Genomic DNA, 24,935 nt, shown 5'->3' on the forward strand with positions numbered 1-24,935 from the left:
CCCGCGGGTTCCTGCATGGGAGGCTTTCGTACGCAAGCGCCCGAAACCCTTCACCTTCTCGGCCGTTCAGCCGCCGATTTTGCGCGCCCGGGTGCGGTCGGTCTGCTTTCCTATTCTGAATGCCCAAGACTGGGCCTTTAGCAGACGGAACGTTTTGGTCGAGCAAGATGGGTATATGTCGATCAATAAGCTAAAACGATCAAGCTCTTTGCTGCCTGCCGCTTGCGCGATCCCACTGAATGGATCCGTTATTGCGCCGGGTGTTCAACCGGCGCTTACACCAAGGGACGTGCGCACGCCTAAATCTTTCCGGAACCAAGGCTGGGGCTCTTAGCGGCCGTTGCCAAGCAGTTCTGGACGAAAATCACTGCGCCGGCTCACTGTTTTTCCCGCGACAACAAACACTCCGTCCCCGGTGTAATGCAGCGTTCTGGGGTGCTTGGGCTGAGGCGCGACGTGCGCCTTTACGATTTCGAATATGAAGAGATTGTAGTCCTTGACCATCCGGTCGTCCGCCAGTCGGCACTCGAAGTTCGCGTGACACGCGGTGAGCAACGGAGCTCTGATGTGGTCGGCGGCCTGCACATCAAGGTTAAACCCAGCGAACTTGTCTTTGTCCCGGCCCGAACAATTGCCGATCCCGACGACAGCGTCGAGCATGTCGAGGGTTGGCAGGTTCAGCACACATTCTGCGCTTTGACGTATCAGCTCGAAACTATGATTGCCGGCAGAGATCATGCAGCCGACAAGGGAAGGCGTAAACTCCAGCACCATATGCCAACCCATGGTCATCACATTGCGCTCGCCGTCATGACAAGATGTCACCAGCAAGATCGAGCCGGGTTCGAGAAAGGCACGTGCCCGGTGTACCGGCAGGTCGTGTTTTTCAACCACAGGCACCCCCGGCAACATCGCGTTCTACAAAGGAGACGGTCATGCGTTGCCGTTGCGGCGCCGCGTCTCCCAGCCCTTGCGAGCCGCAGCCGATCGCTGCTCTGAAGAGCCTGACTTGTGCGCCTTGCCGCCGCGAGAGGATGCGCTGCGATTTTCCGGCTTGCCTCGGCCCGAGCCGGACTTTTTCCCACCGCCGCTTTCCTTGTTGACGGTCGCCCAGGCCCGGCTTTCAGCTTCTTTCTTGGGGGTGCCGCGCTTTTCGTAGCTTTCCTCGATATGCTCGGCCCGGCGCTTCTGTTTGTCCGTGTAGCTGCTCTTGTCACCTTTAGGCATGTTTATCCTCCTTTATCTGGCGACGGACTGCAGCTCCCGAGAACTGGTCCGAAAGAACAGCGCGATTCTGTCCCCGCGCTGCACGATCAGGCTATCGATCAATGAATGTGGGGCAAAGCGGGGTAGTCGACGTATCCTTTCGCGCCGCCTCCGTAGAACGTATCCTTGTCAGGTGCGTTCAGTTCGGCACCCACGCGCAAACGCTCGGGCAGGTCCGGGTTGGCGAGAAACGACCGTCCAAAACTTATGGCATCAGCCTCTTGTGCGGCGATCGCTGCGCTGGCGCGGTCGGCATCGTAATCGCCATTGCCGATATAGACCCCGTCATAAAGAGTTCGCACTCGCTTCAGTAGCGCGCGCTGATCCTCGTCGGTATCCTGCCCGGTAAACTGCTCGATTGCGTGCAGATAGGCGAGCCCGTGTCCTGCCAGCATGCAATAAGCCGATGAGAAGGTAGCTTCAGGGTTGCTGTCGCTCATGTCGTTCGCCTGTCCAAGCGGGGAGAGCCGAACTCCGACGCGATCAGCGGGGAACACGGAAAGGACGCGCTCCATCACCTCGCGCAAAAAACGCTGGCGGTTCTCGATCGAGCCGCCGTAGTCGTCCTCGCGCTGGTTGGTACCGTCCTGCAGAAACTGGTCGAGCAGGTACCCATTGGCCGAGTGCACTTCCACACCATCGAACCCGGCCGCTTTGGCATAGCGCGCCGCAGTCTCGTAATCATCGAGGGTGGCTGCAATACCATCGGCATCCAGCGCGACCGGCTCGGAGGTGTCGGTGAGGCCATCGGCTGTGAAGGTCTGGGCCTTGGCGCGGACCGCGCTGGCGGAAACCGGTTGCGCGCCGCCCGGCAGAAGGGATGTGTGGCTGATCCGCCCGACATGCCAAAGCTGGCAGAAGATCCGACCCCCAGCAGCATGGACTGCTTCGATGACAGCCTTCCACCCTTCGACATGAGCTTCGCTGTGGATGCCGGGCGTGTCTATGTACCCTTTACCCATCGGCGAAATCTGGGTCGCCTCGGAAATGATGAGCCCCGCCGAAGCACGCTGACGATAATATGTGACGGCGAGTTCCCCGGGCGTCCCGTCCGCATGGGCCCGGCTGCGTGTCAGCGGGGCCATGAGGACGCGGTTGGGCAACTCGAACGCGCCGAGCCGCAAAGGTTCGAACAGATTGGAATGTCCGGTCATGATATTCCTCACTTTGCGGTGGTGCCGATCTTGATGGATTTGACGTTGACGAATTCCTTCAGCCCTTCAGGGCCATGTTCGCGCCCATAGCCTGATGTCTTGACCCCGCCGAAAGGGAGATCGGGAGAGGCGACGTCGAAAGTGTTGATGAAGATCATGCCGGTGTCGAAGTGCTTTGCAGCCAGTTCGCGAGCGCGCTCGACATCGCGGCTGAAGATACCTCCGCCAAGGCCATAGCGGCTGTCGTTGGCGATCTGCATGGCATCCTCATCATCTTTGGCCCGAATGATTGAAGCGGCAGGACCGAACAGTTCGTCGTCATAGGCAGGCTGCCCGGGCGCAACATCGACCAGAACCGTGGCGGGATAGAACCATCCGGTTCGGTCAGGAACCTGACCACCCACAAGCACGCGCGCGCCCTTGGCGACGCTCTCCTCGACCTGTTCGTGCAGTTTGTCACGCTGGGCCTTGCTGACCAGCGGGCCAAGCGCGGTCTTCTCGTCGGTGGGATCGCCCATGGCAATGGCGCGGAACTTTTCGACGTATGCCTCCACGAAGGCTTCATGGTTCCTGTCGGTAACGATGAATCGCTTGGCGTTCACGCAAGTCTGCCCGTTGTTGTAGATGCGTCCCGCAACACACGTCTCGACGGCCAGGTCGATGTCTGCATCGTCGAGGACGAGGTATGCGTCGTTCGATCCCAGCTCCAATACGGTCTTCTTGACGAGCGCGCCGGCCTTGGCGGCGACCGCTCGCCCTGCCTTGTCGCTGCCGGTCAGGGTGACAGCACGCACGAGATCGTTTTCGATCACCGTGTCGGACTGCTCGTGAGAGATCAGCAGCACACCGAACAGGCCCTTGGGCAGACCCGCCCGCTCATAGAGATCGCGCAGGAACAGGCCGCTGCCGGTGCAGCTTTCGGCATGCTTTAGCAGTACCCCGTTACCGGCCATCAGGCTGGCGATCGAATAGCGCACCGCCTGATACGCAGGAAAATTCCAAGGCTGGATGCCGTAGACGACGCCGATAGGGGCATGAGCGACATAAGCTGTCGCACCGTCGGCGGATCGCTCCTCGTCAGCGAGGACCGCGGGGCCCTGCTTGGCGGTATAGTCGCAGATCGCAGCGACGAGATCGACTTCGCTGCGGCTGTCACCGATCAGCTTGCCGACCTCGCGGGTCATCAGCGCGGCGAATTCCTCCTTGGAATCGCGCAGTTCTTGGCCGATGGCGGCAATCACGCCGGCCCGGTCTTCGAGACTGCGCAGACGCCATTCGAGAAACGCCTCGTGGCACGCCGAGACGGTCGCCGCAGCTTCCTCGTCCGACATGAGGGAATACGTCGCAATGACGTCCTCGGTCAGCGGATTGATCGTGCGGATTTGCTTGTCGCTCATAGTTTGGATTCTTTCGGTAAGGGAAGGATAGTGCTCACATCAGCCGTGCTGCGCACGGTGATGGTCGAGTGTCTTGCGGATCGCCGAAAGCGCATGGGTCAGCTCCGCATGCCATCCGCCAGGTTCAAGTTGTCGCACCGCCGAATGCGCCGCGCAGACGATGCGTGTCGAAGCCCATTCGCGCGCCAAGGCCTGTGCCCATGCCGCGAAATCGTCGGCAGCTCTTGAGCGCTGCTGCAGCGCCTTGGCGAGCATCGGATGAAAGCGCAGGCGCGACTGCGGCAAGATATTTCCCAGCATGCCGGGGGCGGCGAGGACCATCAAGGTATCGTCGACATGGACAATACCGCTGGGGCGGTGACGCACGAGAACCGAGGAGGCATGCACGCTGTCGTCAGCCGTCACCAGATCGAGGCCCGCTGGCACGGAAAAATCCAGATCGTCGAACCGTTCCTGGGTTGCCGGGTCTTCCATCACGTCCCGCTCCCAAGGCAGTTCGGGCGCCTGCTCCCGGTGTCGCTGCGTGCCGTAGAGGCGCGCGTGCGGAGCGATTTCATGGGCAGCGGTACAATGCAGGGTATGAAACGGGTGCACGTTGATGATGGTGTCGATGGCCCGCCCGTTGTTCGTGAGGCTCATCAGCGCCTCGCGCTCATCACCCGACACCGCATAGCTGTCGATCAAAGTAAACTGACCGTCGGCCTTGCGAACGAGGGACATGTGCGTCCCAACGTCGAAAACCTTCGCGACCCTGAAGGAGCCGCGAAAATTCCAGAAGCTCTCGGCAAGGTGTTTCATGCCTGGGCTGCTCTTTGCTGCTCGAGGATGAGTTGGGGCATGGCAGTCCAAGCGTCTGCATCGATCTTCGTTCCGATGACCAGCAGGCGGAGGGACGAAGCCTTGCAGGGGTGGGACCGTCCGAACGAATTCGGACTATCGCGCCGACCCTTCATAACCCCAATGGTGTTGGGGCTAATTGGCCGACCGAAATCTCGCGCTGCTGGCCGATCTGGATCTTTTTCCGGCGTGGAGCCGGATCTCGCAGTCGAAACCCGGCCCTCGCTATCAGCCGATGAAACGAATAAGGTCGTCGTTCAGCCTCGTAGGTGCCGTTGCGAACAGACCGTGCGGTTCGCCATCGTATTCGATGAACTCGGCGCTCGGTATGCCCGCCGCCGCAGCCTTCCCGGAAGGATCGATGGGGACCGTCTTGTCAGCGGTGCCATGGATGATAAGGGTGGGGACGGTGAAGGAGGCAAGGTCAGGCCGAAAATCGGTCTTTCCGAATGCGTCGATGCAATCGACGGTAGCCTTCGGGCTCGCCATTGCGCCCAGCAGGAAGCTCCAGTCGAGGATCCCCTGGCTAACAGGGCTCGAGATGAAACCGACTCCGTAGAACTGTTTTGCAAAGTCCTGCAAGAATGCGAACCGGTCTTCACGAATCTGCGCTTTCATGGTGTCGAAGACGCTCTCGTCGACACCATCAGGATTATCACTTCCCTTGAGCAGATAGGGCACCACGCTGCTCACCAGCGCCACCTTTGCGATCCGGGCTGCGCCATGACGCGACAGATACCGCGCGATCTCGCCGCCGCCCATCGAGAAGCCGACTAGGGTGACATTGTCGAGGGTGAGTTCGTCCAGAACCGCTGCAAGATCGTCTGCGAAGGTGTCGTAATCGTAGCCGGAGGCACCATGCCCGGACTGCCCGAACCCGCGCCGGTCATAGGTGATAACCCGGCACCCTGCTTCGAGAAGGGCCAAGGTCTGGTACTCGAACATGTCGCCGGTCAAAGGCCAGCCATGAATGAGGACCACCGGCTTACCTTGACCCATGTCCTTGACGTGAAGGCTGGTGCCGTCTTTTGCTTCAATGAAAGCCATTCAGAACGCTCCTTGGCGTAGATCGCCTGCTGACCTAACCGTGACAGACTGTGATGGTTCACTCCGCTCGTCGCTTTCCCAGCCGCAGGCGCTGAAGACACGCCGTTCCATCGTCTAGCCAAAACCGTCAGGCGGTTTCGCGGCGCGTTATCGCGAGTAAGCCACGAACCAGCACCAATCTCTCGGACCCTGGAAACGCAGCACGCCTGTCGGGCTTTCCACGATCAAGAAGTCTGGAGACAGTCATGGAAAGCGTGCAGCACGAACCGCGCAAGGAGCGGGTCGCCCCATCCGAAGCCCCGGACGATACAGCCGAAGGCATACGCTCGCTGGAGGCCGAGCGCCGGGATCCCGGCCCGGATCTTCAAGCAAGCGGAGGAATGGGGGCAAACCCCACTCAAGCGCAAAAAGGTCGAGCGGACGACCGCGCTCTGCGAGAAGCGGGCGTACAGTCGGGGACGCAGCGCGATCCGATTTTTCCCGAGGAAGATGAGTAGCCGCGACGGGTAAAGCGCCTACGGCGCATCTCAACGCAAAGGGGGAGGCTCCCTCAACTCGCCTTTCTGATCGGTATGTAGCGACAGGTGAACTCTGGTTGCTCGTGGCGGTCGATTGGCGTGAGGTGCACGAAAAGGCGCTCGCCCACCGGTTCGTCGCTCAGGCAATAGGCGTGCTCGGCCTCGTAGAGATCGTCCTTGTGCGGGTCGATCCAGTCCTTCACCATTTTCAACGCACGGTATTTCGCCTTTGATCCACTATGCGCAACCACGAAGACGTTGCGATGCCGCTCGGCGAACTCTTTCGGTTGGTAGCCGCCCAGATTAACAAAATAGAGCTTTTCCTCCCCTTCGAAGGGCTCGGGCCTCAGTGAGATCGCAAAGCCATCCGCTTCGGTGACCTCGGCCCAGCAATCGACATGCAGGCTTCTGGGCACACCCCACCATTGTTCCCGCAGGATTGGGAACGCCCCTTCGATGCTGTCGGCGAGCACAAAGCGCACATCGTGCACCTCGATATTCGCGCAGGGGTGTTCGCCGCCAATGTAGATTGCGAAAAGCTTCATCGCTCGTCCAATTCCTTCACTTCCTCGTCGGTGTCACATCGGCGGCCGAGTGCGGCGACCAGTTCAGCGGCCACGATCTGGCCAATCTCATGTGAGCTTGTGATCCCCTGCACGAACGGGTGCCGCCCCAAGATGAAAGGAAGGCTGACGCAGAAAAGCTGGTCTGCCGGGATCTGCGAGGAGATGGGGTGAAACCGGTCGTCGATGGCGATACCGCGCAGAGGACCGTGTTCGGTCGAGGCATCGACGTCATGGACGATCCCCTGCTCGCGAAGCGAGGGAAAGGGGAAATCCTTGGCAGAAAGTACGCGCTGGCCGGTCGCTTCAATGAAGACCGGAAAATGGAATCTTGTCGAGCCATATGTCAGTAGCGCCCCGCTCAAGACGCCGTGCGGATCAATCTGGTAGTCCTCTCCGACTGCGATCACCTCTAGCTTTCCGGCCTCATGGAGGGCGAGCATGCGCAAAATCGATTCATGGGGCACGGTCGCGTAGTCATCGATGAAGACGGTCTTGAGGTACCGCGAAAATCGCAGGAAGTCGCAGTCGCTGAGATAGGGGACGATGCCTTCGATCACTTCATGCATGCGCAGGATCGCATAGCGCCATGCTACCACATGATGTCGTTCGTAGTTGCGCTGCGCTTCTGCAAGATTATGCCGAGCCCATTCGAAAGGGTCGGTGGCCAGGCGCTGGCTGAAGTAACCTTCGCAGAAATCTTCAAGGTTGAGCGATGCGAGACGCGTTTCTTGCGCGTACGACGCATCCGCTGCGGCAAGCTCCCGTTTGAACAACTCGAACGTCCGGTCCAGAAGCAAAGGATCATCGGCGTCGATGAGCTCGTTGATCGCTTCTGCGGTACAGATCGACAAAGGCTCATAGGGAATCGGAAAATAGAAATCGGCCTCCGGCAGCAGGCCTTTGCGCGACAGCATCGTCATCCGGAAATCTTCAGTGCCTGGCGCAGGGACATAGGTGATGCCGCCGTGTTCAGCCTCCACGAAATCGCCATGTGCGATGGCCAGGGCAACAGCAGCGTCGATGGCGGTGAGCGACGAGCCCCGAATACCGACATGGGTCGCCGGGATCTTCTCGATCTCGCTCGCCGGCCAGGGACTGGCGAAATACCCCGGGCTGACCTCGGGTTGCTCCGGCCATTGATGCCCGGTGGCAAGGATGACGTGGTCGAAGGTGGTTTCGAAGCATTCGCCGCGATGGGGCTGGACGCGCAAGGTCATTCCGTCAGGCCCGCTGACGGCATCGAGCACTTCGCACCGTGTGCGCACGGTCACGACGACCCCCTGAGAGGCGGCCTGCTCCAGCAGCATTTGCATCTGTTCGGAGAAAAATTCGCCCAAGACCACGCGTGGATAGAATGTCCGGTCATCGATGGCAGCCTGGTCGATGTGCATGTCCGCGAGCCGCACTGAACTCTGCGCGTGCAGCCATGCGACGAGGCTTGTCGCCAGCGGCGGTATCTCGATGCTGGCGATATTGGAAAGCATCGCCGGATCGTTCCAACCAGGGCGGTAGGGAGTGCCTTTGCCGATGAACGGCTGCTTTTCGAAAATGGTGAGCTCGAAGGGTGCGGGCTGCAGCGCGAGCAAGGCGTTCAAGGTGTAGATGGCGGTAGGGCCAGCGCCCACGATAGCCACAGAACACGTCATACAACCCCCGGATATCCGCATGAAACAGGCAAGCGCCGATGTTCGCCGAGATGATGGCTGGTGAAAGAAAACCCCCGCCGAAGCGGGGGTTCCTTGGTCACTGCCCGGTGCCGGGCTCGGAGGTCTTCGGCGGCTTGCCATCCTCAATCCGACCTTCGTTACGCAGGTCGCGGCCTTCCTGCGCCTTCTTCTGGCTCTCGGGGGACTTGCCGTGCTCGTTGAGCTCCTCCTTGACGTAGCCGGCCGCTTCCTTCGCCTTACCTTCAATGCTCATGATCATCTCCTGCACTAGTCCGCATTTTGCAGATCCTTGCAGGATGAAAGTGCGCGAGGGACAGAAACAGTTCCAAAAACGCTGCTCTACTCATCGCAAAGGAGAGATTCACCTCGTCCTGCAACGGGAGTACATCGAACGCGCCGCTACTGTTTATACATGTTCAGCCGCGCAAGGTATCCGGGACGATGCCGCCATTGCTAGCCAGCTTGTCCATAACCGCCCGATGCAGCGCGATGTTTTGCTCCGCTGTGCCATCCGCTCCGACATGGACGTCCAGTTCCTGCCCAAGCTCTTTGCGTGCGGCGAGACTGGAGTCGAGGTCGAGAAGCTTGAGGAGATCAACGATGGACGTGCGGTAATTGCCGCCATGGTCCGCCTTCATCGAGGCCATGGCTTCTAACACTGCGCCGACGTCGACTGAAGGTTGCGCTGCCGCAACGGGGCCTGCGGGTGTAGGCGATGGGGCCGCAGACACTGGATGAGGGGACGTCGGCGAAGGTGCCGGAGCAGACTTGGGCCCGCCCACGTCGGCTGCAGGATCGGCCTTCTTCTCGGTCCCATGATGGAAGATCTTGTTCAGGATATTTCCGAAGATGCTCATGCTCCTCTCCTCGACAATGGCGCGGTTGATAACGCGATGGTGAGACCCTCAAACGCGTCAGCACGTCGATGGTTGAACGGAACGGCTTCGTGCTGCCGATCGTTCAGCCCTCATTCCCCACCACTCAACGCGGAGCAAACATCGTGATCAAGCACAACGCGCTCATGGCAGCATCCCTGGCTGTTCTCAGCCTCAGTGCCTGCAACAAGAAGGACGCTGAGCCTGCTAACGAAATGACCTCCACGCCGGCTGCAGATGCCATGAACGAAGCCGGGGCGACTTCGGCAGAAAGCCCGGCACAGGTCTTTGCCAACATAGCGGCTGCGAGCGACATGTTCGAAATCGAGGCATCGAAGCTCGCAGCCGAAAAGGCTCAGTCCGCCAAGGTGAAGACCTTTGCCGAGCAGATGATCAAGGCCCATACCGAATCTACCAAGAAGCTGACCGCAGCCGCGGCGGCGGCCACTCCGCCGATCACCCCGGCCCCGCGCATGACCGCGGCTCAGGATGCGCAGCTTACCGACCTCCGAAGCAGAACAGGCGCCGTGTTCGATGAGGCCTATGCCAAGGCTCAGGTGAGCGCTCACCAGGCCACGCTGGATACGCTCAAAGGTTATGCAGCCGGTGGCGATCAGGCATCCCTCAAGACATTCGCAACCAAATTGGTCCCCACCGTCACCGCTCACCTCAATATGGCGAAGGCCCTCTGACGAAGCTCGCCCCGCCCGTAGATTCTCATAGACCCAAGGAGCGATCATGCCCGACCGGCTGACGATGCAGGACCCCCGCACCCAATACCCCAAGCCTCCCTTTCCCAAACGACCGCAGCCGCGTCCAGGCATCGCAGGCAAACTGGAGCCTCGACCTGATCACGGTGAGGAAAGTTACATCGGCGCGAGCAAGCTCAAGGGGCGCAAAGCGCTTGTCACTGGTGGCGATTCCGGGATTGGCCGTGCGGCTGCGATCGCCTTTGCGCGCGAGGGCGCGGACGTCGCCATCGCCTATCTGCCGAGCGAAGAGGAGGATGCGCGCGAAGTTCTCGCCCTGATCGAGGAGGCGGGCGGCAAGGCCATAGCGCTGCCCGGCGACGTAAGCGACGAGGCCTGGAGCCGTCAGCTCGTAGAGGACGCGGTGAAGGGCCTTGGAGGGATCGACATTCTTGTCATTAATGCGGGCCGTCAGCAGTGGCGTGAGAATGTTGGCGAAGTCACGTCTGATGATTTTGACAAGACCATCAAGACCAACCTCTACGCCCTGCACTGGATCACGCAGGCGGCGGTTCCCCATCTCCCGGTCGGCGCCTCGGTCATCACCACGGCCTCGGTGCAGGCCTATGAGCCATCGGACATCCTGCTCGACTATGCGACCACCAAGGCAGGCATTGTCGCCTACACCAAAGCATTGGCGAAGCAACTGGTGGAAAAGGGCATACGGGCCAACGTGGTAGCACCGGGACCGTTCTGGACCGTGCTTCAGGCAAGCGGCGGACAGCCTCAGGAAATGGTTGCGCATTTCGGCGAGCACAGTCGTTTCGGTAGGCCCGGTCAGCCCGTGGAGATTGCACCAGTTTACGTCCTGCTCGCTTCGCAAGAGGGCAGCTACATCACCGGCGAAGTCTTCGGCGTGACCGGCGGCGCTGGGATCGCCTGAAACGATAGATGCTCGATAGAGTGTGGGGGTGGGCCGGCGGCAGTAGTGTAGTGGTACTCCCGCCGGGGCTTTGAATGCGCGCCCCATGAAAGCTCGTCGCATGCGATGCACGGTGGCGTCAGAGCGTTGGGTATCGGTAGCACCCGGCCCCACAACGCCCACCGTCCTTCACACATAACTTAACTGCCTGGATTTTTACGAATACGTTACATTTTCACAGTGAAATTCTCTGAGCGAAATTAACAATTCCATCTAATTCGGATGAACGATCTGAATTGCCTTCTGATATACATATTCCTGCGGTATGGCTGCGTCGCGACCCGAAGGGCTCAACCGCCCTACTCAACTTGCCCGGCCCTGAAATCAGGTGCCGGGCTTTTTCCCGGCTGCGGCCCGATCATCATACGGGTTGTCAAGAATGTGCGGCCAACCTCGACTTTCGCGTGGAAAGGGCCTCGGCCATGCAGCGACTGCCAGTCATGGTTTGCGGCGTTTTATATGTGGCGATGGTACCGGAGCCGCGGCTATAGATCTTCAGCAGCTGACAGATCGGTCTAGCGCATGGAGCCGTGATTTGAGCAACGCACAAAACGAATTTTTTTGTTTTCCCGATGCTCATTTACCGGGCCGCAGTGCGGTGCTTGCCGAATATGATATTCTCGATACCCCGCGCGAACAGCAGTTCGATGATGTTGTGAAACTGGCCGCTGCGGTTTGCGCGGCGCCGATCGCAGTCGTCAATCTCGTTGGAGATGATCGACAGTGGTTCAAGGCTGAAATGGGTCTTGGCGTTCGAGAAACCCCGCTCGATACCTCCTTTTGCGCTCACGCGATTCTGGAGGAGGATTTCCTGGAAATTCGCGATGCGACGAAGGACAGCCGGTTCGCGGCCAATCCCCTGGTCGACGCGGCGGGCGGCATTCGATTCTATGCCGGCGCATTGCTTAAAAATCAGGCAGGGCTCGCGATCGGTACGCTTTGCATATTGGATACCCGGACACGTCCTGAAGGAAGATCGGGACGAATTCATGCAGCGATGTATGTAGGGAAGCGGGTAGAACGAGATTTCCAGATAGGCGCGAATTCGGCTATGCCTTGCCCATAAACAAGCGCGCGCCACCTTGCCACACCGGCAATCCGAAAGCGGCTTCAGGGTCCCGTTCCATGTTCACTGCGCCGATTTTCGACCTTACCCCTACAAAGACAGCATTCCCGTTCCTGCAGGGCGGCGGCGTCTGCGCAGAACTGATTGCAGACCGAGATTGGTCTACAACCTCTCTGGGGCCCATAGCGCAATGGCCTCAGTGCCTCACCAGCGCTCTTTCGCTCTTACTGCGCTCGCGCGTCCCCATGGTGATGATGTGGGGACAGATCGGCGTCATGCTCTACAATGATGCCTATTCGAACTTCGCAGGTGGTCGCCACCCGGATTCTCTCGGCTCAGCAGTTCGTGAAAGCTGGCCCGAGGTCGCCGCGTTCAACGATGCAGTGATCAGGAAAGGTCTTTCAGGCGAGACCGCGCACTACCGCGACCAGCAAATGATGCTGCTGCGCAATGGAGCACCCGAGCAGGTCTGGATGGATCTCGACTACTCGCCAGTTCCCGATGCAGAGGGAAATCCTGCGGGCGTCATCTGCATCCTCTCCGAGACGACCGAACGGGTTGCGGCGCAGCGGCGCAGCGCGTTCCTCCTTTCCCTCTCCGACGATCTGCGGTCGCTCAAAACGCCCGCCGAGATCACCAATCTTGCCGCAATTCGCGTCGGTGAACTGCTCGATGCCAGCCGGGTCTTCTATGCCGAGATCACGAGCAGCGGCATGATGACCGTTGAGCGCGATTATTCACGCAGTGTCGGCTCGATCGCGGGCGTCCATTCGCTTGCCTCGTTTGGGCCTGATCTGCTGGCTGCCTATCGCAACGGGGCTCCGGTGGTCGTCTATGATGTCCCCGGCGACGATCGGCTGAGTGCCCCCGCTCGCGAAGGCCTGACTGCCAGGGAGGTCGGCGCTTTCATCGACGTTGTGTTGTTCGAGGAGGAGCAGTGGGTGGGTCTCCTCGCGGTGCAGAACGCGACGCCGCGCGTCTGGAGCCAGGCGGAGGAGATGCTCGTCCAGGAAGTCGGCGAGCGCGTCAAATCGGCCATCGAACGTGCCCGTGCGGAGCGCGACCGGCTATGGGATTTGTCGCAGGATATGCTTGCGCGCGCGGACTTCGCAGGAATGATGTCGGCGGTGAATCCCGCCTGGACGCGGGTGCTGGGCTGGAGTGAGAACGATCTGCTTACCCGCGAGTATACCGCCATCATCCATCCGGACGATGTGGCACATTCACTGGAGGTCATCGCGCGGATGGCGCAATCACGTGAGCCTGCACGCTTCGAAAACCGCATCGCCGCGCAGGGCGGCAGTTGGAAAAGCATCGAATGGACCGCCGCACCGGAACCCGATGGCATCAACTTCGTAGCGGTTGGCCGCGATCTCACCGAAACCAATGCGCGCAAGATTGAGCTGGAGGCTGCGCAGGAGGCACTGCGGCACAGCCAGAAGTTGGAAGCAATAGGACAGTTGACCGGCGGCATCGCGCACGACTTCAACAACATGCTCACCGGGATCGTCGGCAGTCTCGATCTGATCCAGCGCAATATCGCTGCCGGCAGGTTTGACCGGGTCGATCGATACATCAATGCCGGTAATGCTTCCGCTCAGCGCGCGGCTGCGCTCACGTCGCGACTGCTGGCGTTCGGCAGACGGCAATCACTCGATCTGAAACCTACAGACATCAATGGTCTGGTCTCCGGCATGAGCGAGTTGCTCGAGCGGACACTCGGCGAGCAGACGGTGTTGGAGACGCATTTCCAGGCCGATCTGTGGGCAGCTTCCACCGACACCAACCAGCTTGAAAGTGCGTTGCTCAATTTGTGCATCAACGCCCGAGATGCGATGCCCGACGGTGGCCGCCTCATCATCGAGACCGACAATACCTATCTTGATGAACATTACACCCGAGATCATCCGGGCCTTGAGCCAGGCCAGTACGTAATCCTGAGCGTCAGCGACACCGGGATCGGTATGGCCCCATCGACGATCGAAAAGGTGTTCGAGCCGTTCTTCACAACCAAACCTGTCGGTCAGGGCACCGGACTTGGCCTCTCGATGATCTACGGCTTTGCCCAGCAGTCAGGTGGACATGTTCGTATTTACAGCGAGCTTGGCTTTGGGACCACGGTCAAGCTGTTCGTACCTCGCAGCCATGGCGAAAAGGAAGTCGTGAAGCGGCGCGAGGCCCAGTTCCCGCTCGGGAGCGGTGAGGCCGTAATGGTCGTAGAGGATGATCCTTCGGTGCGCCTCGTCGTTACTGAAGTCCTTCGTGAACTATGCTACAACGCCATCGAGGCCACCGACGCAACATCGGCCCTTCCACTGCTGCAATCGGACGAACGCATCGATCTTCTGGTCACCGATGTCGGTCTGCCGGGAATGAACGGCCGCCAATTGGCGGAGATCGCCCGCGAGGTACGACCAGAGCTCAAAGTGCTTTTTATCACCGGATACGCGCAGAATGCCGCGATACGATCGGACTTTCTAGGTGGGGGCATGGACATGATGACAAAGCCGTTTGCAGCGGACGCATTGGCATTGAAGGTCCACGACATGATCATTGGCGTCCCTTCTGCTTGATACACTCGACTTGGCCGCCGGGCACCTGACGTCCCCACGCCCGGCTTTGTCGGAACCGACATTCCCGGCTCCAGCCGCCCACTGTTGAAGAGCGCGTTTGTGGCAAATTTGCTGGGTGCCGAGCTGAATTGCGAACAGGAGCGGCAGACATCGCCCGACACTACTGCTGAGGAGGAGCAGCCGTTAGGCAAGCTCAAGGGCTACGCCGCAGAGACGGCGGCTCATACCGGCTGACGGGTTAGGCGGAGACGGCAGCTTCTGGGGATTGCATCGAAGTGGCTGATGCTGCCGAACAGGGCACGTGGCTGCCGACCCGCCGTCTACCTTTTGCTGCCGTTCAATCACCGATTTTTCGCTTTCAGCTAACGACTGTCCGCTTACAAGTTCCCGCAAGGGCCCATCATCTATCGCCGAGCGAACAAATCCATGTTCGCATCGCCCCATGTCTTGAGCGCCTCGATTATCGGTAGAAGGGTGCCTCCACGCTCCGAAAGGCGATATTCCACCCGGGGCGGCACTTGCGCGAATACCTCGCGCTCGATCAGTCCATCGGTTTCCAGTTCGCGCAGTTGGTTCGTGAGCATGCGCTGCGTCACGCTTCCGCTACGACGCCGCAACTCGTTGAAACGGACGGGCCCGTCCTGCAGATGATAAAGGATCACCGCCTTCCACTTGCCGTCGATCAGGCTGATGGCGGCCTCCACCGCGCAGCCGGGCGTGCAGTCCAGGCGGGAATGGCGCAGCTTGGCCAAGAGACGGTATCCTTTTCGACACTATAGGCGATATTTGTGCGTATCGCATGGGAATGCACTGTGACCACATAGGCAAGGCAACTGCAAAAGGAAGTACTCTCATGCGTGCCATTGCTTATCATCAGGCGGGCGTCCTCGACCGACCAGACGCGCTCGTGGATGTCGAATTGCCACGTCCCGTTGCCGCAGGCCGCGATCTGCTGGTTGCGGTGCAGGCGGTATCGGTCAATCCCGTCGATACCAAGGTCCGCGCCGGTGCCCCGCCCTTTGAGGGCAGAGCAGAGCGCATATTGGGCTGGGACGCGGCGGGCATCGTCGAGGCCGTTGGTCCGGATGTCACCCGTTTCAAGGTCGGCGACCCGGTTTTCTACGCCGGAAACATCGCCCGCGATGGCAGCAATGCCCAGTATCAACTCGTCGACGAGCGCATTGTTGGACGCGCGCCCTCCACGCTTTCAGTGGCCGAAGCCGCCGCCTTGCCGCTGACCGCGATCACCGCCTGGGAGGCATTGTTCGATCGCCTGCGGGTGCAGGACAAGGTGGGACAAGAGCCGGCCAACCTGCTGATCATCGGTGGCGCGGGCGGCGTCGGCTCGGTTGCGATCCAGATCGCACGGGCGGGAACCGACCTCACGGTCATCGCCACTGCCTCGCGCCCCGAAACGCAGGACTGGGTACGCGGCCTGGGCGCGCATCATGTCATCGACCATAGCCAGCCCATGGCACCGCAGATCGCGGCTCTTGGGCTTGATGCACCAGCCTTCGTCTTCTCGACCACGCATACCGACCACCATCTGGCCGACATTGCCGAACTGATCGCGCCGCAGGGGCGCTTCGCGCTCATCGACGATCCCGCCAGCCTCGACATTATCGCTTTCAAGCGGAAAGCCGTTTCGGTCCATTGGGAACTGATGTTCACCCGCTCGCTGTTCGATACGCCCGATGTCGCAGAACAGGGGCGGCTGCTCGACGAGGTCGCCAAGCTGGTGGATCAGGGCGCGATCAGGACCACGCTGACCCAGACATTGTCGCCGATCAATGCGGCCAATCTGATCGCCGCCCACCGCCAGATCGAAAGCGCGACCACGCGCGGCAAGATCGTCCTGGAAGGCTGGCAGCATGAATGATGCGGCGGCCGATGCCACCGTGCATCTAGTCGCGCGCCTGGTGCCGCAGGTGGGCAAGGCGGACGAACTGGCGCGCGCGATCAAGGCGATATTGCCACAGGTCCGCTCAGAGCCCGGCTGCATCGCCTATCTCGCCCATGAGAGCCGCGATGAGCCGGGCGTGATCGTCATGATCGAGGCATGGGCGGATCAGGCTGCGCTGGATACCCATGCCGCTGCACCAGCCTTTACCGGGCTTGCCGCTCGCTTCGAGCACCTGCTCGCTGCGCCGCCGTCACTTGAGCGATTGCGGCGGATCGGTTGAGCCGATGCCTCAGGCCGTGCGCATCAACCGGCGCAGGGCCTGAGGCGGCTGTCCATAGTTGCGCATGAACACCTCGCGCATACGGCGCAGATCGATGAAGCCAACCTCACGCGCCACCGCTTCCAGGCTGTGGCGCGTATCTTCCAGCAGAAGCCGGGCCGCCTCGAGCCTAAGCTGTTCGACAGCCTTGGCCGGCGACTGCCCGGTTTCTGCACGGAAGGCCCGGCTGAACTGGCGCGGGGAAAGTGCCGCCACCTCTGCCAGTTCCTCGACCGTCAGGGGATTTTGCAGATGACTGCGGGCGTGAACGAGGGCCTTCTGGATGCGATCACTGCTGGGAGCCAGGTCCAGCATCTCGCTGTGCTGCGATTGGCCGCCAGCGCGGCGGTGATGCATCACCAGCCGGCGGGCAACCGATCGCGCGACGTCCGCCCCCAGATCCTTCTCCACCATGGCGACCACGACATCCAGCCCGGCGGTCAGTCCGGCCGATGTCCAGACAGATCCCTCGTTGATGAATATGCGATCCTCCTCGACGCGGATATTCGGAAAGCCATCGCGCATCATCCGCGCATAGGCCCAATGCGTCGTGGCGCGGCGGCCATCGAGCAGCCCCATCTGCGCCAGCAGAAAGGCGCCGGTGCAAAGCCCGGCAATGCGCCGTGCGGGCAGCGCGGCGGCATGAAGCGCGGACAGAGCTTTCGCATCCTGCAACGGCGGCGGCATCAAGCCAGCCATCAACAGAAGCGTATCGACCGGCCCGGCCTTGCCAAGAGGCACAGTTGGCACATCGAACCCACTGGATGAGGCGACCGGCCCGCCGTCAATCGAGTAGATGCCGAGCGTGTAGAAAGGTTCTTCCACCACGACATTGGCGAGTTCGAAGGCAGCCTGCACGCCCAACGCCAGAAACTGGAAGCCCGGTGTCAGCACCATCGCGACATGCGGCATCGCTTCATCTCCATATGTCCTGAATCATGTCGTTATACGTCATTTAAGACAAGGTCCATCCGATCCATAAATGGGGTGTCGAAAGTCACCGACTGCTTGTCGAAAAAGGAACATCCCATGTCGCATGGAACTGCCCTCATCACCGGCGCATCCAGCGGGATCGGCGCCATCTATGCCGATCGCCTCGCCCGTCGCGGTTACGACCTGATCCTTGTTGCGCGCAACCAAGGCAAGCTGCAATCACTCGCCGCCAGCCTCTCTGACGAAACCGGCCGCGCGGTCGAGGTTATCGCGGCTGACCTTGGCGACAGCGCAGACCTCGCCCGGGTCGAGGCGGTGCTGCGCAGCGACGCCAGCATCACCATGCTGGTCAACAATGCCGGTGTCGGGACGCACAGCAGCCTGCTGGAAAGCGATGTCGACCGCATGGAGGCGATGGTCCGGCTCAACGTCACCGCCCCCATGCGGCTGGCCTATGCCGCCGCTCCCGCCTTTGTGGCGCGCGAACGGGGCGCGATTATCAACATTGCCTCGATCGTGGCCATTACGCCTGAAACACTGAACGGCGTCTATGGCGGCTCAAAGGCCTTCGTTCAGGCCTTCAGCCAGTCGCTTCACAAGGAACTGGGTGACAAGGGTGTCCGTATCCAGTCGGTCCTGCCCGGCGCCACCGCCACTGATTTCTGGGCAATCGGCGGTCTGCCGGTCGAAAACCTGCCTACGGAAATCGTGATGCGCGCCGAGGACATGGTCGATGCCGCGCTGGTCGGGTTCGATCGCGGCGAGCTCAGCACGATCCCTGCGCTCGCCGACGGCGCCCTCTGGGATGCGTTCGAAGCCGCCCGCGCCGCTCTTGGCCCCCAGTTGTCCGCCAGCACGCCCGCCGCCCGCTTCGGCCTTGCCGCCCGCACAGCGGCCTGAACTCTCTTCAAGAAGGAACAAGATCATGTCGACCATTACTCCTCTTTCCGATGCCGATGCCACGCCCGACACCGCCGCCATCTTCCGCGAGGCGAAGGCCCGGATGGGCAAGGTGCCCAACCTCTTCCGTGTCATGGCACAGGCCCCGGCTGTGCTGGATGTCTACTGGGATGGACGCGGCGCGCTCGCCGAGGGCGTGATCCCCGCAAAGGTTCAGGAACAGATCGCCATTGCCGTCGCGGCTGCCAATGGCTGCGACTATTGCCTTGCCGCCCACACGGGGGCCGGGCGTGCGGCGGGCCTGTCCGCGACCGACCTCGCCGATGCCCAGCGCGGCGAGGCCAGTGATGGCCATGCCGCAACGATCCTTGCGCTGGCGCTGGACGTGAACGCCGATCATGGGCGCGCTGGCACGGCCGTTCTGGATCGGGCCCGGGCCTCCGGCCTGAGCGACGCCGAGATACTGGAAACGATCGCCCATGTCGCGGTCAGCATCCTGACCAACAGCATCAACAACATCGTCGGCACCAGCCTCGACTTCCCGCGCGTCGCTCGCGTCGGAACTACCGCCGCCTGATCCTGCGATCAGAGAGAAGGACAGAATCGATGAAACTCACCGGCAACACCATCTTCATCACTGGCGGCACCAGCGGCATCGGCCGCGCCCTGGCCGAAGCGCTGCATAAGCGCGGCAACCAGGTCATCATCTCCGGGCGCCGCCGCGCTCTGCTGGACGAAGTCACGGCCGCCAATCCCGGCATGGCTGCGATCGAACTGGATATCACCGACCCGGCCAGCATCGCTCATGCCGCCGAAGCGGTCATGCGCGATTTCCCAGCGACCAATGTGCTGCTGAACAATGCGGGGATCATGCCTTTCGACGATGCGGCAGCAAAAATCGACGACGGCATGGCACTGGGGCTCGTCACTACCAATCTGCTGGGACCGATCCGCATGACATCGGCGCTGATCGAACAGCTCAAGGCTCAGCCCGAAGCCACTATCCTCTATACCACCAGCGTGCTTGCCTTTGTGCCACTCGCGACGAACGCCATCTATTCGGCAACCAAGGCAGCGCTGCATTCTTACGCTCTGTCACAGCGCTTCCAACTTCGCGACAGCAGCGTGCGGGTCCAAGAGATCGCTCCGCCATGGGTCGATACCGACCTGATCTACAAAAGCGGTGATCCGCGCGCGATGCCGCTCGACGACTTCATCGAACAGACGCTGGTGGCGCTTGAAATGGATGATCCAGAAGTGCTGGTCGATGCGGTAAAGCCGCTGCGCGACAATCCTGGCGCGCAGGAACATGCGCTGGTTTATGCTTTCAATCAAAGCGTTGCGGATAATCCAATCCCGGTCGCGGCATGAGAATCTGAAACGGGGCTCCTGTCAGTCCCGTTTCATCCACCGACCCTTAGTGGAAGCTCAGCATCCGATTTTTGATCCCCAGGTGCTGACGGTCTGCTTTTCCGGCAGGTGACGATCAAAAACCTCTCCCAACCAAACCTCAGAGGTGGAACATTTCGCATGCGATGAGGTCTAATATTGGGCTTTAAGGCAATGTCCGCACAATAGCGGCCCGTATGATGATTCTGCTCCTGTTTTGGTTGAAAGCCCCTTTCCGAATGGGCGATTGCATGATGGGGTTCACTCCCTGCGACGCCGCTAGAACCTGCCTTCGAAGCTGAGGCCGAAGGTGCGTGGATCGGTCAGTAGACCGCGCGTGCGCCCGTCGAAGTCGAGGAAGAAGACCGAGGGCTTCTGGACGTCGAACAGGTTCAAGACGATCAGGTATGCCCCGAAATTCTCGCCCTGCCAGCCCAGCTTGGCATTGACGATCGTGCGCCCGGGCAGATCGCGGAACGGCTGATCGACGGTGTCCTGATAGACGGCGCTGCGATAGTTGGCATTGACGTTGGCGGTGATCCCGCCCGGATGGCGCCATGTCGCCCCGCCCGACAGCGTCCAGCGCGGCGCATTGGCGAACTCGTTACCCTGCGCGCTGGCGGAAAGCTCGCCCACGGTCACGTCGAAATCGGTGAACTTCGTATTACTGTAGCCCGCCCCGGCATAGAGGTTAAGCGTATTGGTCGGCCGTCCGCTCAGTTCCAGCTCGAAACCGTAGAGGCGTGACTTGCCCGCGTTGACGGTCTGCGTGTCGAACACCGCGCCGGGGCTGAGGCGCACGGCGACCTGCTGGTCGGTCCAGTCGATCCAGTAGGCATTGGCGTTCACCGTCAGCCGCTTGTCCAGCCACTGCGACCTTAGCGCGACTTCGTAGTTCCAGGTATATTCCGGGCCAAATGAATACGCCTCGCCGCGCTGTTGGTTGAGGCCCGCGCCGCCCGCACGGTAGCCGCGCTGCGCCGTGGCGCTGAACGCGAGGTCGTCGGTGAAGTCATAGGTCAGGCCCGCCTTGGGCAGCCAGGCGTCGTAGCTGATGTCCCGCACAGGCTCGATCACGGTGGCATTGGCGGCGGTCTGGCGCAGCAGCGCATTGAGCCGGGTGACGATCGGCGCCAGCGCCGGGATTGGCAGGTTGGCGGGATCGGGCAGGTCGCGGTCGATCACCACGGTCTGCATCGAACCGCGGTTCTGCGTCTCATGATCGTAGCGCAGGCCCACCCGAAGCTTCAGCTTCGTGGTAATCGGAAAGGCAAGGTCGGTGAACCCGGCATAGTTTTTGGTCAGGCGCGGCTGCGAGAGGCTGTTCCGGATCGGCGCCTCGTTGTTGTAGAGACCGATCACCGCGTTCACCGTCTGCTGCGGCAGCCCGAGCGCCCGCAACTGGCGATCGACGCCGAGGCGCGTCAGCTGCAGCACCTGCGTCGCCTCGAAGAAGTAATCGCGGTTGTCTTCACGCAGGTAATAGGCGCCGACGAGACCCTGCACCCAGTCGAGATCGATGTTGAGGCGCAGCTCCTGCTGGAAGGTCTTGCTGGGATCGGTGACCCGGCTGGTCTGGCCCGGGGCAGCATTGCGGCCCGGATCGGCAATCGAACGGTAGAGGATCTTGCTGTAGTTCGTCACCGCGTTCAGGTTGAAGCCGCCGCCAAGGTCGTAGCCGATATCGAGCGTGCCGATGTCGCTTCTGGTCGACTGCCTGTCCATCACGTCCTCGGTCGCGATGCGGTCGCGGATGGCGTAAGGCGCGTCGAACTCGCTGTACATCGTGCCGCGCTGGTGCCGGTCATGCATGTACGTGGCGACGACGCGCAGGGCGGGGATCGCGGTGGGCGTGAACAGCAGCTTGCCGCGAAGGGTTTCCGATTCGCGGCGGTCGGCATCCTTGTTGGTCGTGGCGTTGAAGATCAGGCCGTCTGAGCGGACGACCTCCCCGGCGATGCGGAATGCCAGCTGGTCGGCCAGGATCGGCCCGCCGATGGCACCGCCCAGCCGGCGTTCGCCCGCCTTGTCGGTCATCAGCGCGCGGGCCTTGCCGGTCCACCGGTGCGTCGGGTCGGCGGTGCGGATGATGATCGCGCCCGCCAGCGCGTTGCGCCCCTGCACCGTCGACTGCGGACCGCGAAACACCTCCACCTGCGCGATGTCGTAGAGATCCAGCGGCCCTACCGTCAGCGCCGAGCGCGGCAGCACCGCGCCGTCCAGATAGACGCTCGCCAGTGCCCCGTCGCCCCCGCCGGATACATTGAAGGCGTCGATGCCGCGGATCGAGAAGCTGTCGCGCCGCCCGTTCACCGCCAGGTTCGGCGTGCGCTCCAGAACGTCGTAGACGCTGTTGAGGTTCTGCGCGGCGATGGTCTCTGCCGTCACCACCTGCACGCTGGCAGGCGTGTCCTGCAGCGTGCGATTGGCCTTTTCGCCGGTGACGACGATCTCGTTTTCATCGCGCGGCGCGGCGGCCGGAGCGGCTTCCGACTGCGCATAGGCAGTGGTGGAACCGGCGAGCAGCAGCATCGCCAGAAGCGGTCGTACGGATTTCATGATGTCCCCCAAAATGTAACAGGGCGGTTACAAAGAATACATATTGCGAGTCAATAGCATTATAGCTAACGACGGCCGCATCGGGGGAACGGGGGAATACATGCTGGACGGGGTCTTCATCGCCATCGCGCTGCTGGCGTCGCTGGGCGGGCTTTTCGCGCTGTGGCACGGTTGGAAACACGGCGCCGACATGCGGGTGCGCGCGGGCGTGGCGCTGGCAGCATGGAGCGCCTCTACGGCTTTGTGGATCTGGCGCTTCGGCGCCGAAATGGGCATTCCGCTTGCATTGGAGACGGCCGCGCTGGTCGCGTTCGGATTCATCCTCAGCCGCATGGAGCGCCGCGTCGACCGGCCTGCGCGCGAACGCGGCGCGCGGGAAGGCGCGCCTACCGCGTACTCCCGCTGGCGCCGCTATGGCCTCGGCACCCTGCGCGTGCTGGTAGCAGGGCCGCTCGGCCTGATCGCGGCGATGGGCATCGCGGTCGTCATCGCCACGCGCACGCCGATGGCGGAGCAGACGCGGTTGATCCTGGCGGGGCTGATCGTGCCCACGCTCTGGGCGATCGGCATCGGCTGGGTCGTTTGCCAGCGCCGCCTTGCCGTGCAGGCCGCCTCGTTCGTCGCGATCGGCGCCGCGGGCATCGGCCTGACCGTACTGGCGGGGGCCTGAGCCATGGTTCCCTTTCGGATTTCCAACAGCTTCACCCGCGCCATGCTCGACGGACACGGCCTGATCGGTGTGATCTTCGGCGCGGTTATCTACATGCTGTGCCTGTCCGGCTCGCTGATCGTGCTCGTAGACCAACTGACGATCTGGGAGCGTCCGCAGGCCGCGATCGTGCGCGATGCGACGCCCGAACTGCTCCAGCGCGTGAGCGAGCAGGCTTATGACAAGGCGAAATCCGCCGGTGTCGCGCACGACATCTTCATCAACGCCCCGACGCCGGAACTGCCGGTGCTCACGGTGTTTGCCTATGGCGAAGGGGGCGAGGCAGGCGATCACCGCGAATGGAGCGCCGACGCGGCCGGACGGCTGGGCCGGGGCCTCAACGTACCGTGGGTCGAATTCGTCCAGACCCTGCACTTCAACCTCACTGTGCCCGGCGCGCTGGGGCGCTATCTGGTGGGCATCTTCGGCACGATCCTGCTGGCCAGCCTATTCACCGGCATCCTCGCGCACCGGCGCATCCTCAAGGACGCGTTCCGCCTGCGCTGGGGTGGCAGCAGGCGCCTGACCAATGCGGACCTGCACAACCGCATCGGCGTCTGGGCGCTGCCGTTCCACCTCATCGTCTCGCTGACCGGCTCGCTGCTGGGGCTGTCGGGACTCATCATCTTCGGGCTGGCGATGATCGCCTTCAAGGGCGACCAGACCCGCGCCATCGCCTCGCTGCTGGGTCCGCAGGCGAGCGAGGACACGCGCCCCGCTCCGCTGCCCGACATCCGCCCAATGCTGGCCCTGATCGAGACGCAGACGCCCGGCGCGCGCGTCAGCCAGTTGCGCTTCGAACATGTCGGCACCGCCGGACAGCAGGTGACCGTCTCGGTCGCCGCGCCGGGCTATCTGACGCGCGCGGAAAGCTATGTGTTCACCCCGGAGGGCAGGCTGAAGCAGAAGGCGGGCTTCACGGATGGCAACTTCGGCATGCGCATCTACGGCATGCTGACGCCCCTGCATTACGGGACTTACGGCGGGCTGCCGCTCAAAGTGATCTATGTTCTGCTCGGCGGCGGACTGACGCTGATCGTTGCCACCGGGGGCAATGTGTGGCTGGCGCGCCGCCGCGATCAGGGCCGCCCCGCGCCCCGGCTGGAGCGGCTTTGGGCAGGGCTGCTGTGGGGCCAGCCGCTGGCCCTGACGCTGGCCGCCATCGGCGAAGTCCCGGATGTTGCTGCCGCGCTGCCGGTATACTGGAGTGCGACGCTGCTGGTCTGGATCGCGGTGCTGGCCTTGCCCCGCGCCGTGCAGCCCGCCAAGGTGCTACGCTTCGCTGCAGGCGCCGCTCTGGCGGCGCTGGCGGCCATCCACATGGCGATCAATGGATTGGATAATGCCACTTCAAATGGCATCGACCTGCTCTGGCTGACCTTGGCGCTAGGTATGCTCTACATTCCCTCGGCGACGCGTGCGAAATTGAGCCTGAAGCCCTCGTGCGTGCCAATTGGATGATTTAATGTCTCCCATCGCGCGTCTCATCAGTGATGTAGCCACTTATCGGTGACATACGGCTCACGACCCTTGCACGAACCCGCTTCGCGGGAGGGCGCATGGTGCATCGTAGCGTGTTATATGTA

General features: G+C 61.8%; 25 protein-coding genes. 12 read left to right on the forward strand and 13 right to left on the reverse strand.

Going from position 1 to position 24,935, the window contains the following annotated elements:
• Positions 1 to 330: 330 nt before the first annotated feature.
• The 6 genes from ACODRZ_RS25020 to ACODRZ_RS25045 form a co-directional block, all read right to left on the reverse strand.
• Positions 331 to 894, reverse strand: coding sequence for a flavin reductase family protein (locus tag ACODRZ_RS25020; RefSeq protein ID WP_231958450.1), 564 nt, complete (start codon positions 892 to 894; stop codon positions 331 to 333).
• A 39-nt stretch (positions 895 to 933) separates the two neighbouring features.
• Entirely contained in the window at positions 934 to 1,227 is a 294-nt protein-coding gene (locus ACODRZ_RS25025; RefSeq protein WP_036530024.1) for a hypothetical protein, read from the reverse strand.
• Positions 1,228 to 1,325: 98 nt separating this feature from the next.
• The gene (locus ACODRZ_RS25030; RefSeq protein ID WP_036530023.1) at positions 1,326 to 2,420 is read right to left on the reverse strand and encodes an alkene reductase; all 1,095 of its coding nucleotides are present in this window, start codon (positions 2,418 to 2,420) and stop codon (positions 1,326 to 1,328) included.
• A gap of 8 nt (positions 2,421 to 2,428) precedes the next feature.
• Positions 2,429 to 3,817 carry an NAD-dependent succinate-semialdehyde dehydrogenase gene (locus ACODRZ_RS25035; RefSeq protein WP_036530022.1) on the reverse strand — a complete coding sequence of 463 codons (1,389 nt, stop codon included), beginning with the start codon at positions 3,815 to 3,817 and terminating at the stop codon, positions 2,429 to 2,431.
• Between the two features lie 39 nt (positions 3,818 to 3,856).
• Positions 3,857 to 4,615 carry a hypothetical protein gene (locus tag ACODRZ_RS25040; protein ID WP_036530021.1) on the reverse strand — a complete coding sequence of 253 codons (759 nt, stop codon included), beginning with the start codon at positions 4,613 to 4,615 and terminating at the stop codon, positions 3,857 to 3,859.
• Positions 4,616 to 4,882: 267 nt separating this feature from the next.
• The gene (locus ACODRZ_RS25045) at positions 4,883 to 5,701 is read right to left on the reverse strand and encodes an alpha/beta fold hydrolase (RefSeq protein WP_036530020.1); all 819 of its coding nucleotides are present in this window, start codon (positions 5,699 to 5,701) and stop codon (positions 4,883 to 4,885) included.
• Positions 5,702 to 5,946: 245 nt separating this feature from the next.
• Here ACODRZ_RS25045 and ACODRZ_RS25050 point away from each other — a divergent pair, with 245 nt between their 5' ends.
• Entirely contained in the window at positions 5,947 to 6,198 is a 252-nt protein-coding gene (locus ACODRZ_RS25050; protein ID WP_488972887.1) for a hypothetical protein, read from the forward strand.
• A gap of 53 nt (positions 6,199 to 6,251) precedes the next feature.
• Here the strand turns inward: ACODRZ_RS25050 and ACODRZ_RS25055 are convergent, their stop codons facing one another.
• The 4 genes from ACODRZ_RS25055 to ACODRZ_RS25070 all read right to left on the reverse strand — a co-directional run bounded on the left by ACODRZ_RS25055 (position 6,252) and on the right by ACODRZ_RS25070 (position 9,309).
• Positions 6,252 to 6,764: a DUF1543 domain-containing protein gene (locus ACODRZ_RS25055; protein WP_036530018.1), complete on the reverse strand. Its 513-nt coding sequence runs from the start codon at positions 6,762 to 6,764 to the stop codon at positions 6,252 to 6,254.
• Positions 6,761 to 8,419 carry an FAD/NAD(P)-binding protein gene (locus tag ACODRZ_RS25060; protein ID WP_488972888.1) on the reverse strand — a complete coding sequence of 553 codons (1,659 nt, stop codon included), beginning with the start codon at positions 8,417 to 8,419 and terminating at the stop codon, positions 6,761 to 6,763. Before ACODRZ_RS25060 ends, ACODRZ_RS25055 begins: the two co-directional genes overlap by 4 nt.
• A gap of 109 nt (positions 8,420 to 8,528) precedes the next feature.
• Positions 8,529 to 8,705, reverse strand: a complete 177-nt coding sequence (locus ACODRZ_RS25065; protein ID WP_185998971.1) for a hypothetical protein — start codon at positions 8,703 to 8,705, stop codon at positions 8,529 to 8,531.
• 163 nt (positions 8,706 to 8,868) lie between these two features.
• The gene (locus ACODRZ_RS25070) at positions 8,869 to 9,309 is read right to left on the reverse strand and encodes a DUF3597 domain-containing protein (protein WP_036530016.1); all 441 of its coding nucleotides are present in this window, start codon (positions 9,307 to 9,309) and stop codon (positions 8,869 to 8,871) included.
• 68 nt (positions 9,310 to 9,377) lie between these two features.
• Here ACODRZ_RS25070 and ACODRZ_RS25075 point away from each other — a divergent pair, with 68 nt between their 5' ends.
• The 4 genes from ACODRZ_RS25075 (at position 9,378) to ACODRZ_RS25090 (ending at position 14,637) form a co-directional block, all read left to right on the forward strand.
• Entirely contained in the window at positions 9,378 to 10,019 is a 642-nt protein-coding gene (locus tag ACODRZ_RS25075; protein WP_488972889.1) for a DUF4142 domain-containing protein, read from the forward strand.
• Between the two features lie 46 nt (positions 10,020 to 10,065).
• Entirely contained in the window at positions 10,066 to 10,959 is an 894-nt protein-coding gene (locus ACODRZ_RS25080) for an SDR family oxidoreductase (protein WP_488972890.1), read from the forward strand.
• Between the two features lie 574 nt (positions 10,960 to 11,533).
• On the forward strand, positions 11,534 to 12,064 hold the full coding sequence (locus ACODRZ_RS25085) for a GAF domain-containing protein (RefSeq protein ID WP_162177433.1): 531 nt from the start codon (positions 11,534 to 11,536) through the stop codon (positions 12,062 to 12,064).
• 59 nt (positions 12,065 to 12,123) lie between these two features.
• Positions 12,124 to 14,637 (forward strand): ATP-binding protein, encoded by a 2,514-nt coding sequence (locus ACODRZ_RS25090; protein ID WP_051587198.1) that lies wholly within the window; start codon positions 12,124 to 12,126, stop codon positions 14,635 to 14,637.
• A gap of 404 nt (positions 14,638 to 15,041) precedes the next feature.
• On the opposite strand, the gene ACODRZ_RS25095 is transcribed toward ACODRZ_RS25090, so the two are convergent.
• Positions 15,042 to 15,389 (reverse strand): winged helix-turn-helix transcriptional regulator, encoded by a 348-nt coding sequence (locus tag ACODRZ_RS25095; protein ID WP_036530010.1) that lies wholly within the window; start codon positions 15,387 to 15,389, stop codon positions 15,042 to 15,044.
• Positions 15,390 to 15,490: 101 nt separating this feature from the next.
• Between ACODRZ_RS25095 and ACODRZ_RS25100 the strand changes: the two genes are divergently transcribed.
• Together ACODRZ_RS25100 and ACODRZ_RS25105 are read left to right on the forward strand one after the other, a co-directional pair.
• On the forward strand, positions 15,491 to 16,516 hold the full coding sequence (locus ACODRZ_RS25100; protein WP_036530009.1) for a zinc-binding alcohol dehydrogenase family protein: 1,026 nt from the start codon (positions 15,491 to 15,493) through the stop codon (positions 16,514 to 16,516).
• Positions 16,509 to 16,820 (forward strand): putative quinol monooxygenase, encoded by a 312-nt coding sequence (locus tag ACODRZ_RS25105; protein ID WP_036530008.1) that lies wholly within the window; start codon positions 16,509 to 16,511, stop codon positions 16,818 to 16,820. Before ACODRZ_RS25100 ends, ACODRZ_RS25105 begins: the two co-directional genes overlap by 8 nt.
• Positions 16,821 to 16,829: 9 nt before the next feature.
• Here ACODRZ_RS25105 and ACODRZ_RS25110 read toward each other — a convergent pair whose 3' ends face one another.
• Complete coding sequence (locus ACODRZ_RS25110) at positions 16,830 to 17,771, reverse strand: GlxA family transcriptional regulator (RefSeq protein WP_036530007.1); 942 nt, start codon at positions 17,769 to 17,771, stop codon at positions 16,830 to 16,832.
• Positions 17,772 to 17,888: 117 nt separating this feature from the next.
• Between ACODRZ_RS25110 and ACODRZ_RS25115 the strand changes: the two genes are divergently transcribed.
• Genes ACODRZ_RS25115 through ACODRZ_RS25125 form a run of 3 tightly spaced genes read left to right on the forward strand, consistent with a single transcriptional unit; the run spans position 17,889 to position 20,063 of the window.
• Positions 17,889 to 18,692, forward strand: coding sequence for an SDR family NAD(P)-dependent oxidoreductase (locus tag ACODRZ_RS25115; protein WP_036530006.1), 804 nt, complete (start codon positions 17,889 to 17,891; stop codon positions 18,690 to 18,692).
• A gap of 25 nt (positions 18,693 to 18,717) precedes the next feature.
• The gene (locus ACODRZ_RS25120) at positions 18,718 to 19,269 is read left to right on the forward strand and encodes a carboxymuconolactone decarboxylase family protein (protein ID WP_036530005.1); all 552 of its coding nucleotides are present in this window, start codon (positions 18,718 to 18,720) and stop codon (positions 19,267 to 19,269) included.
• A gap of 29 nt (positions 19,270 to 19,298) precedes the next feature.
• Complete coding sequence (locus ACODRZ_RS25125) at positions 19,299 to 20,063, forward strand: SDR family oxidoreductase (protein ID WP_036530003.1); 765 nt, start codon at positions 19,299 to 19,301, stop codon at positions 20,061 to 20,063.
• Positions 20,064 to 20,360: 297 nt separating this feature from the next.
• On the opposite strand, the gene ACODRZ_RS25130 is transcribed toward ACODRZ_RS25125, so the two are convergent.
• Positions 20,361 to 22,640 carry a TonB-dependent receptor gene (locus ACODRZ_RS25130; RefSeq protein ID WP_488972891.1) on the reverse strand — a complete coding sequence of 760 codons (2,280 nt, stop codon included), beginning with the start codon at positions 22,638 to 22,640 and terminating at the stop codon, positions 20,361 to 20,363.
• Positions 22,641 to 22,740: 100 nt separating this feature from the next.
• Here ACODRZ_RS25130 and ACODRZ_RS25135 point away from each other — a divergent pair, with 100 nt between their 5' ends.
• Together ACODRZ_RS25135 and ACODRZ_RS25140 are read left to right on the forward strand one after the other, a co-directional pair.
• On the forward strand, positions 22,741 to 23,310 hold the full coding sequence (locus ACODRZ_RS25135; protein WP_488972892.1) for a hypothetical protein: 570 nt from the start codon (positions 22,741 to 22,743) through the stop codon (positions 23,308 to 23,310).
• Between the two features lie 3 nt (positions 23,311 to 23,313).
• The gene (locus ACODRZ_RS25140) at positions 23,314 to 24,810 is read left to right on the forward strand and encodes a PepSY-associated TM helix domain-containing protein (protein ID WP_036529988.1); all 1,497 of its coding nucleotides are present in this window, start codon (positions 23,314 to 23,316) and stop codon (positions 24,808 to 24,810) included.
• Positions 24,811 to 24,935 lie beyond the last annotated feature (125 nt).

Source organism: Novosphingobium sp. FG90, from assembly GCF_057808725.1.

What these genes read in the sequence shown, in the direction of transcription:
- ACODRZ_RS25025 (WP_036530024.1), bottom strand. Translation starts at nt 1,227, where the DNA reads ATGCCTAAAGGTGACAAGAGCAGCTACACGGACAAACAGAAGCGCCGG.
- ACODRZ_RS25030 (WP_036530023.1), bottom strand. Translation starts at nt 2,420, where the DNA reads ATGACCGGACATTCCAATCTGTTCGAACCTTTGCGGCTCGGCGCGTTC.
- ACODRZ_RS25035 (WP_036530022.1), bottom strand. Translation starts at nt 3,817, where the DNA reads ATGAGCGACAAGCAAATCCGCACGATCAATCCGCTGACCGAGGACGTC.
- ACODRZ_RS25040 (WP_036530021.1), bottom strand. Translation starts at nt 4,615, where the DNA reads ATGAAACACCTTGCCGAGAGCTTCTGGAATTTTCGCGGCTCCTTCAGG.
- ACODRZ_RS25045 (WP_036530020.1), bottom strand. Translation starts at nt 5,701, where the DNA reads ATGGCTTTCATTGAAGCAAAAGACGGCACCAGCCTTCACGTCAAGGAC.
- ACODRZ_RS25050 (WP_488972887.1), top strand. Translation starts at nt 5,947, where the DNA reads ATGGAAAGCGTGCAGCACGAACCGCGCAAGGAGCGGGTCGCCCCATCC.
- ACODRZ_RS25055 (WP_036530018.1), bottom strand. Translation starts at nt 6,764, where the DNA reads ATGAAGCTTTTCGCAATCTACATTGGCGGCGAACACCCCTGCGCGAAT.
- ACODRZ_RS25065 (WP_185998971.1), bottom strand. Translation starts at nt 8,705, where the DNA reads ATGAGCATTGAAGGTAAGGCGAAGGAAGCGGCCGGCTACGTCAAGGAG.
- ACODRZ_RS25070 (WP_036530016.1), bottom strand. Translation starts at nt 9,309, where the DNA reads ATGAGCATCTTCGGAAATATCCTGAACAAGATCTTCCATCATGGGACC.
- ACODRZ_RS25075 (WP_488972889.1), top strand. Translation starts at nt 9,378, where the DNA reads ATGGTTGAACGGAACGGCTTCGTGCTGCCGATCGTTCAGCCCTCATTC.
- ACODRZ_RS25080 (WP_488972890.1), top strand. Translation starts at nt 10,066, where the DNA reads ATGCCCGACCGGCTGACGATGCAGGACCCCCGCACCCAATACCCCAAG.
- ACODRZ_RS25090 (WP_051587198.1), top strand. Translation starts at nt 12,124, where the DNA reads ATGTTCACTGCGCCGATTTTCGACCTTACCCCTACAAAGACAGCATTC.
- ACODRZ_RS25100 (WP_036530009.1), top strand. Translation starts at nt 15,491, where the DNA reads ATGCGTGCCATTGCTTATCATCAGGCGGGCGTCCTCGACCGACCAGAC.
- ACODRZ_RS25105 (WP_036530008.1), top strand. Translation starts at nt 16,509, where the DNA reads ATGAATGATGCGGCGGCCGATGCCACCGTGCATCTAGTCGCGCGCCTG.
- ACODRZ_RS25110 (WP_036530007.1), bottom strand. Translation starts at nt 17,771, where the DNA reads ATGCCGCATGTCGCGATGGTGCTGACACCGGGCTTCCAGTTTCTGGCG.
- ACODRZ_RS25115 (WP_036530006.1), top strand. Translation starts at nt 17,889, where the DNA reads ATGTCGCATGGAACTGCCCTCATCACCGGCGCATCCAGCGGGATCGGC.
- ACODRZ_RS25120 (WP_036530005.1), top strand. Translation starts at nt 18,718, where the DNA reads ATGTCGACCATTACTCCTCTTTCCGATGCCGATGCCACGCCCGACACC.
- ACODRZ_RS25125 (WP_036530003.1), top strand. Translation starts at nt 19,299, where the DNA reads ATGAAACTCACCGGCAACACCATCTTCATCACTGGCGGCACCAGCGGC.
- ACODRZ_RS25130 (WP_488972891.1), bottom strand. Translation starts at nt 22,640, where the DNA reads ATGAAATCCGTACGACCGCTTCTGGCGATGCTGCTGCTCGCCGGTTCC.
- ACODRZ_RS25135 (WP_488972892.1), top strand. Translation starts at nt 22,741, where the DNA reads ATGCTGGACGGGGTCTTCATCGCCATCGCGCTGCTGGCGTCGCTGGGC.
- ACODRZ_RS25140 (WP_036529988.1), top strand. Translation starts at nt 23,314, where the DNA reads ATGGTTCCCTTTCGGATTTCCAACAGCTTCACCCGCGCCATGCTCGAC.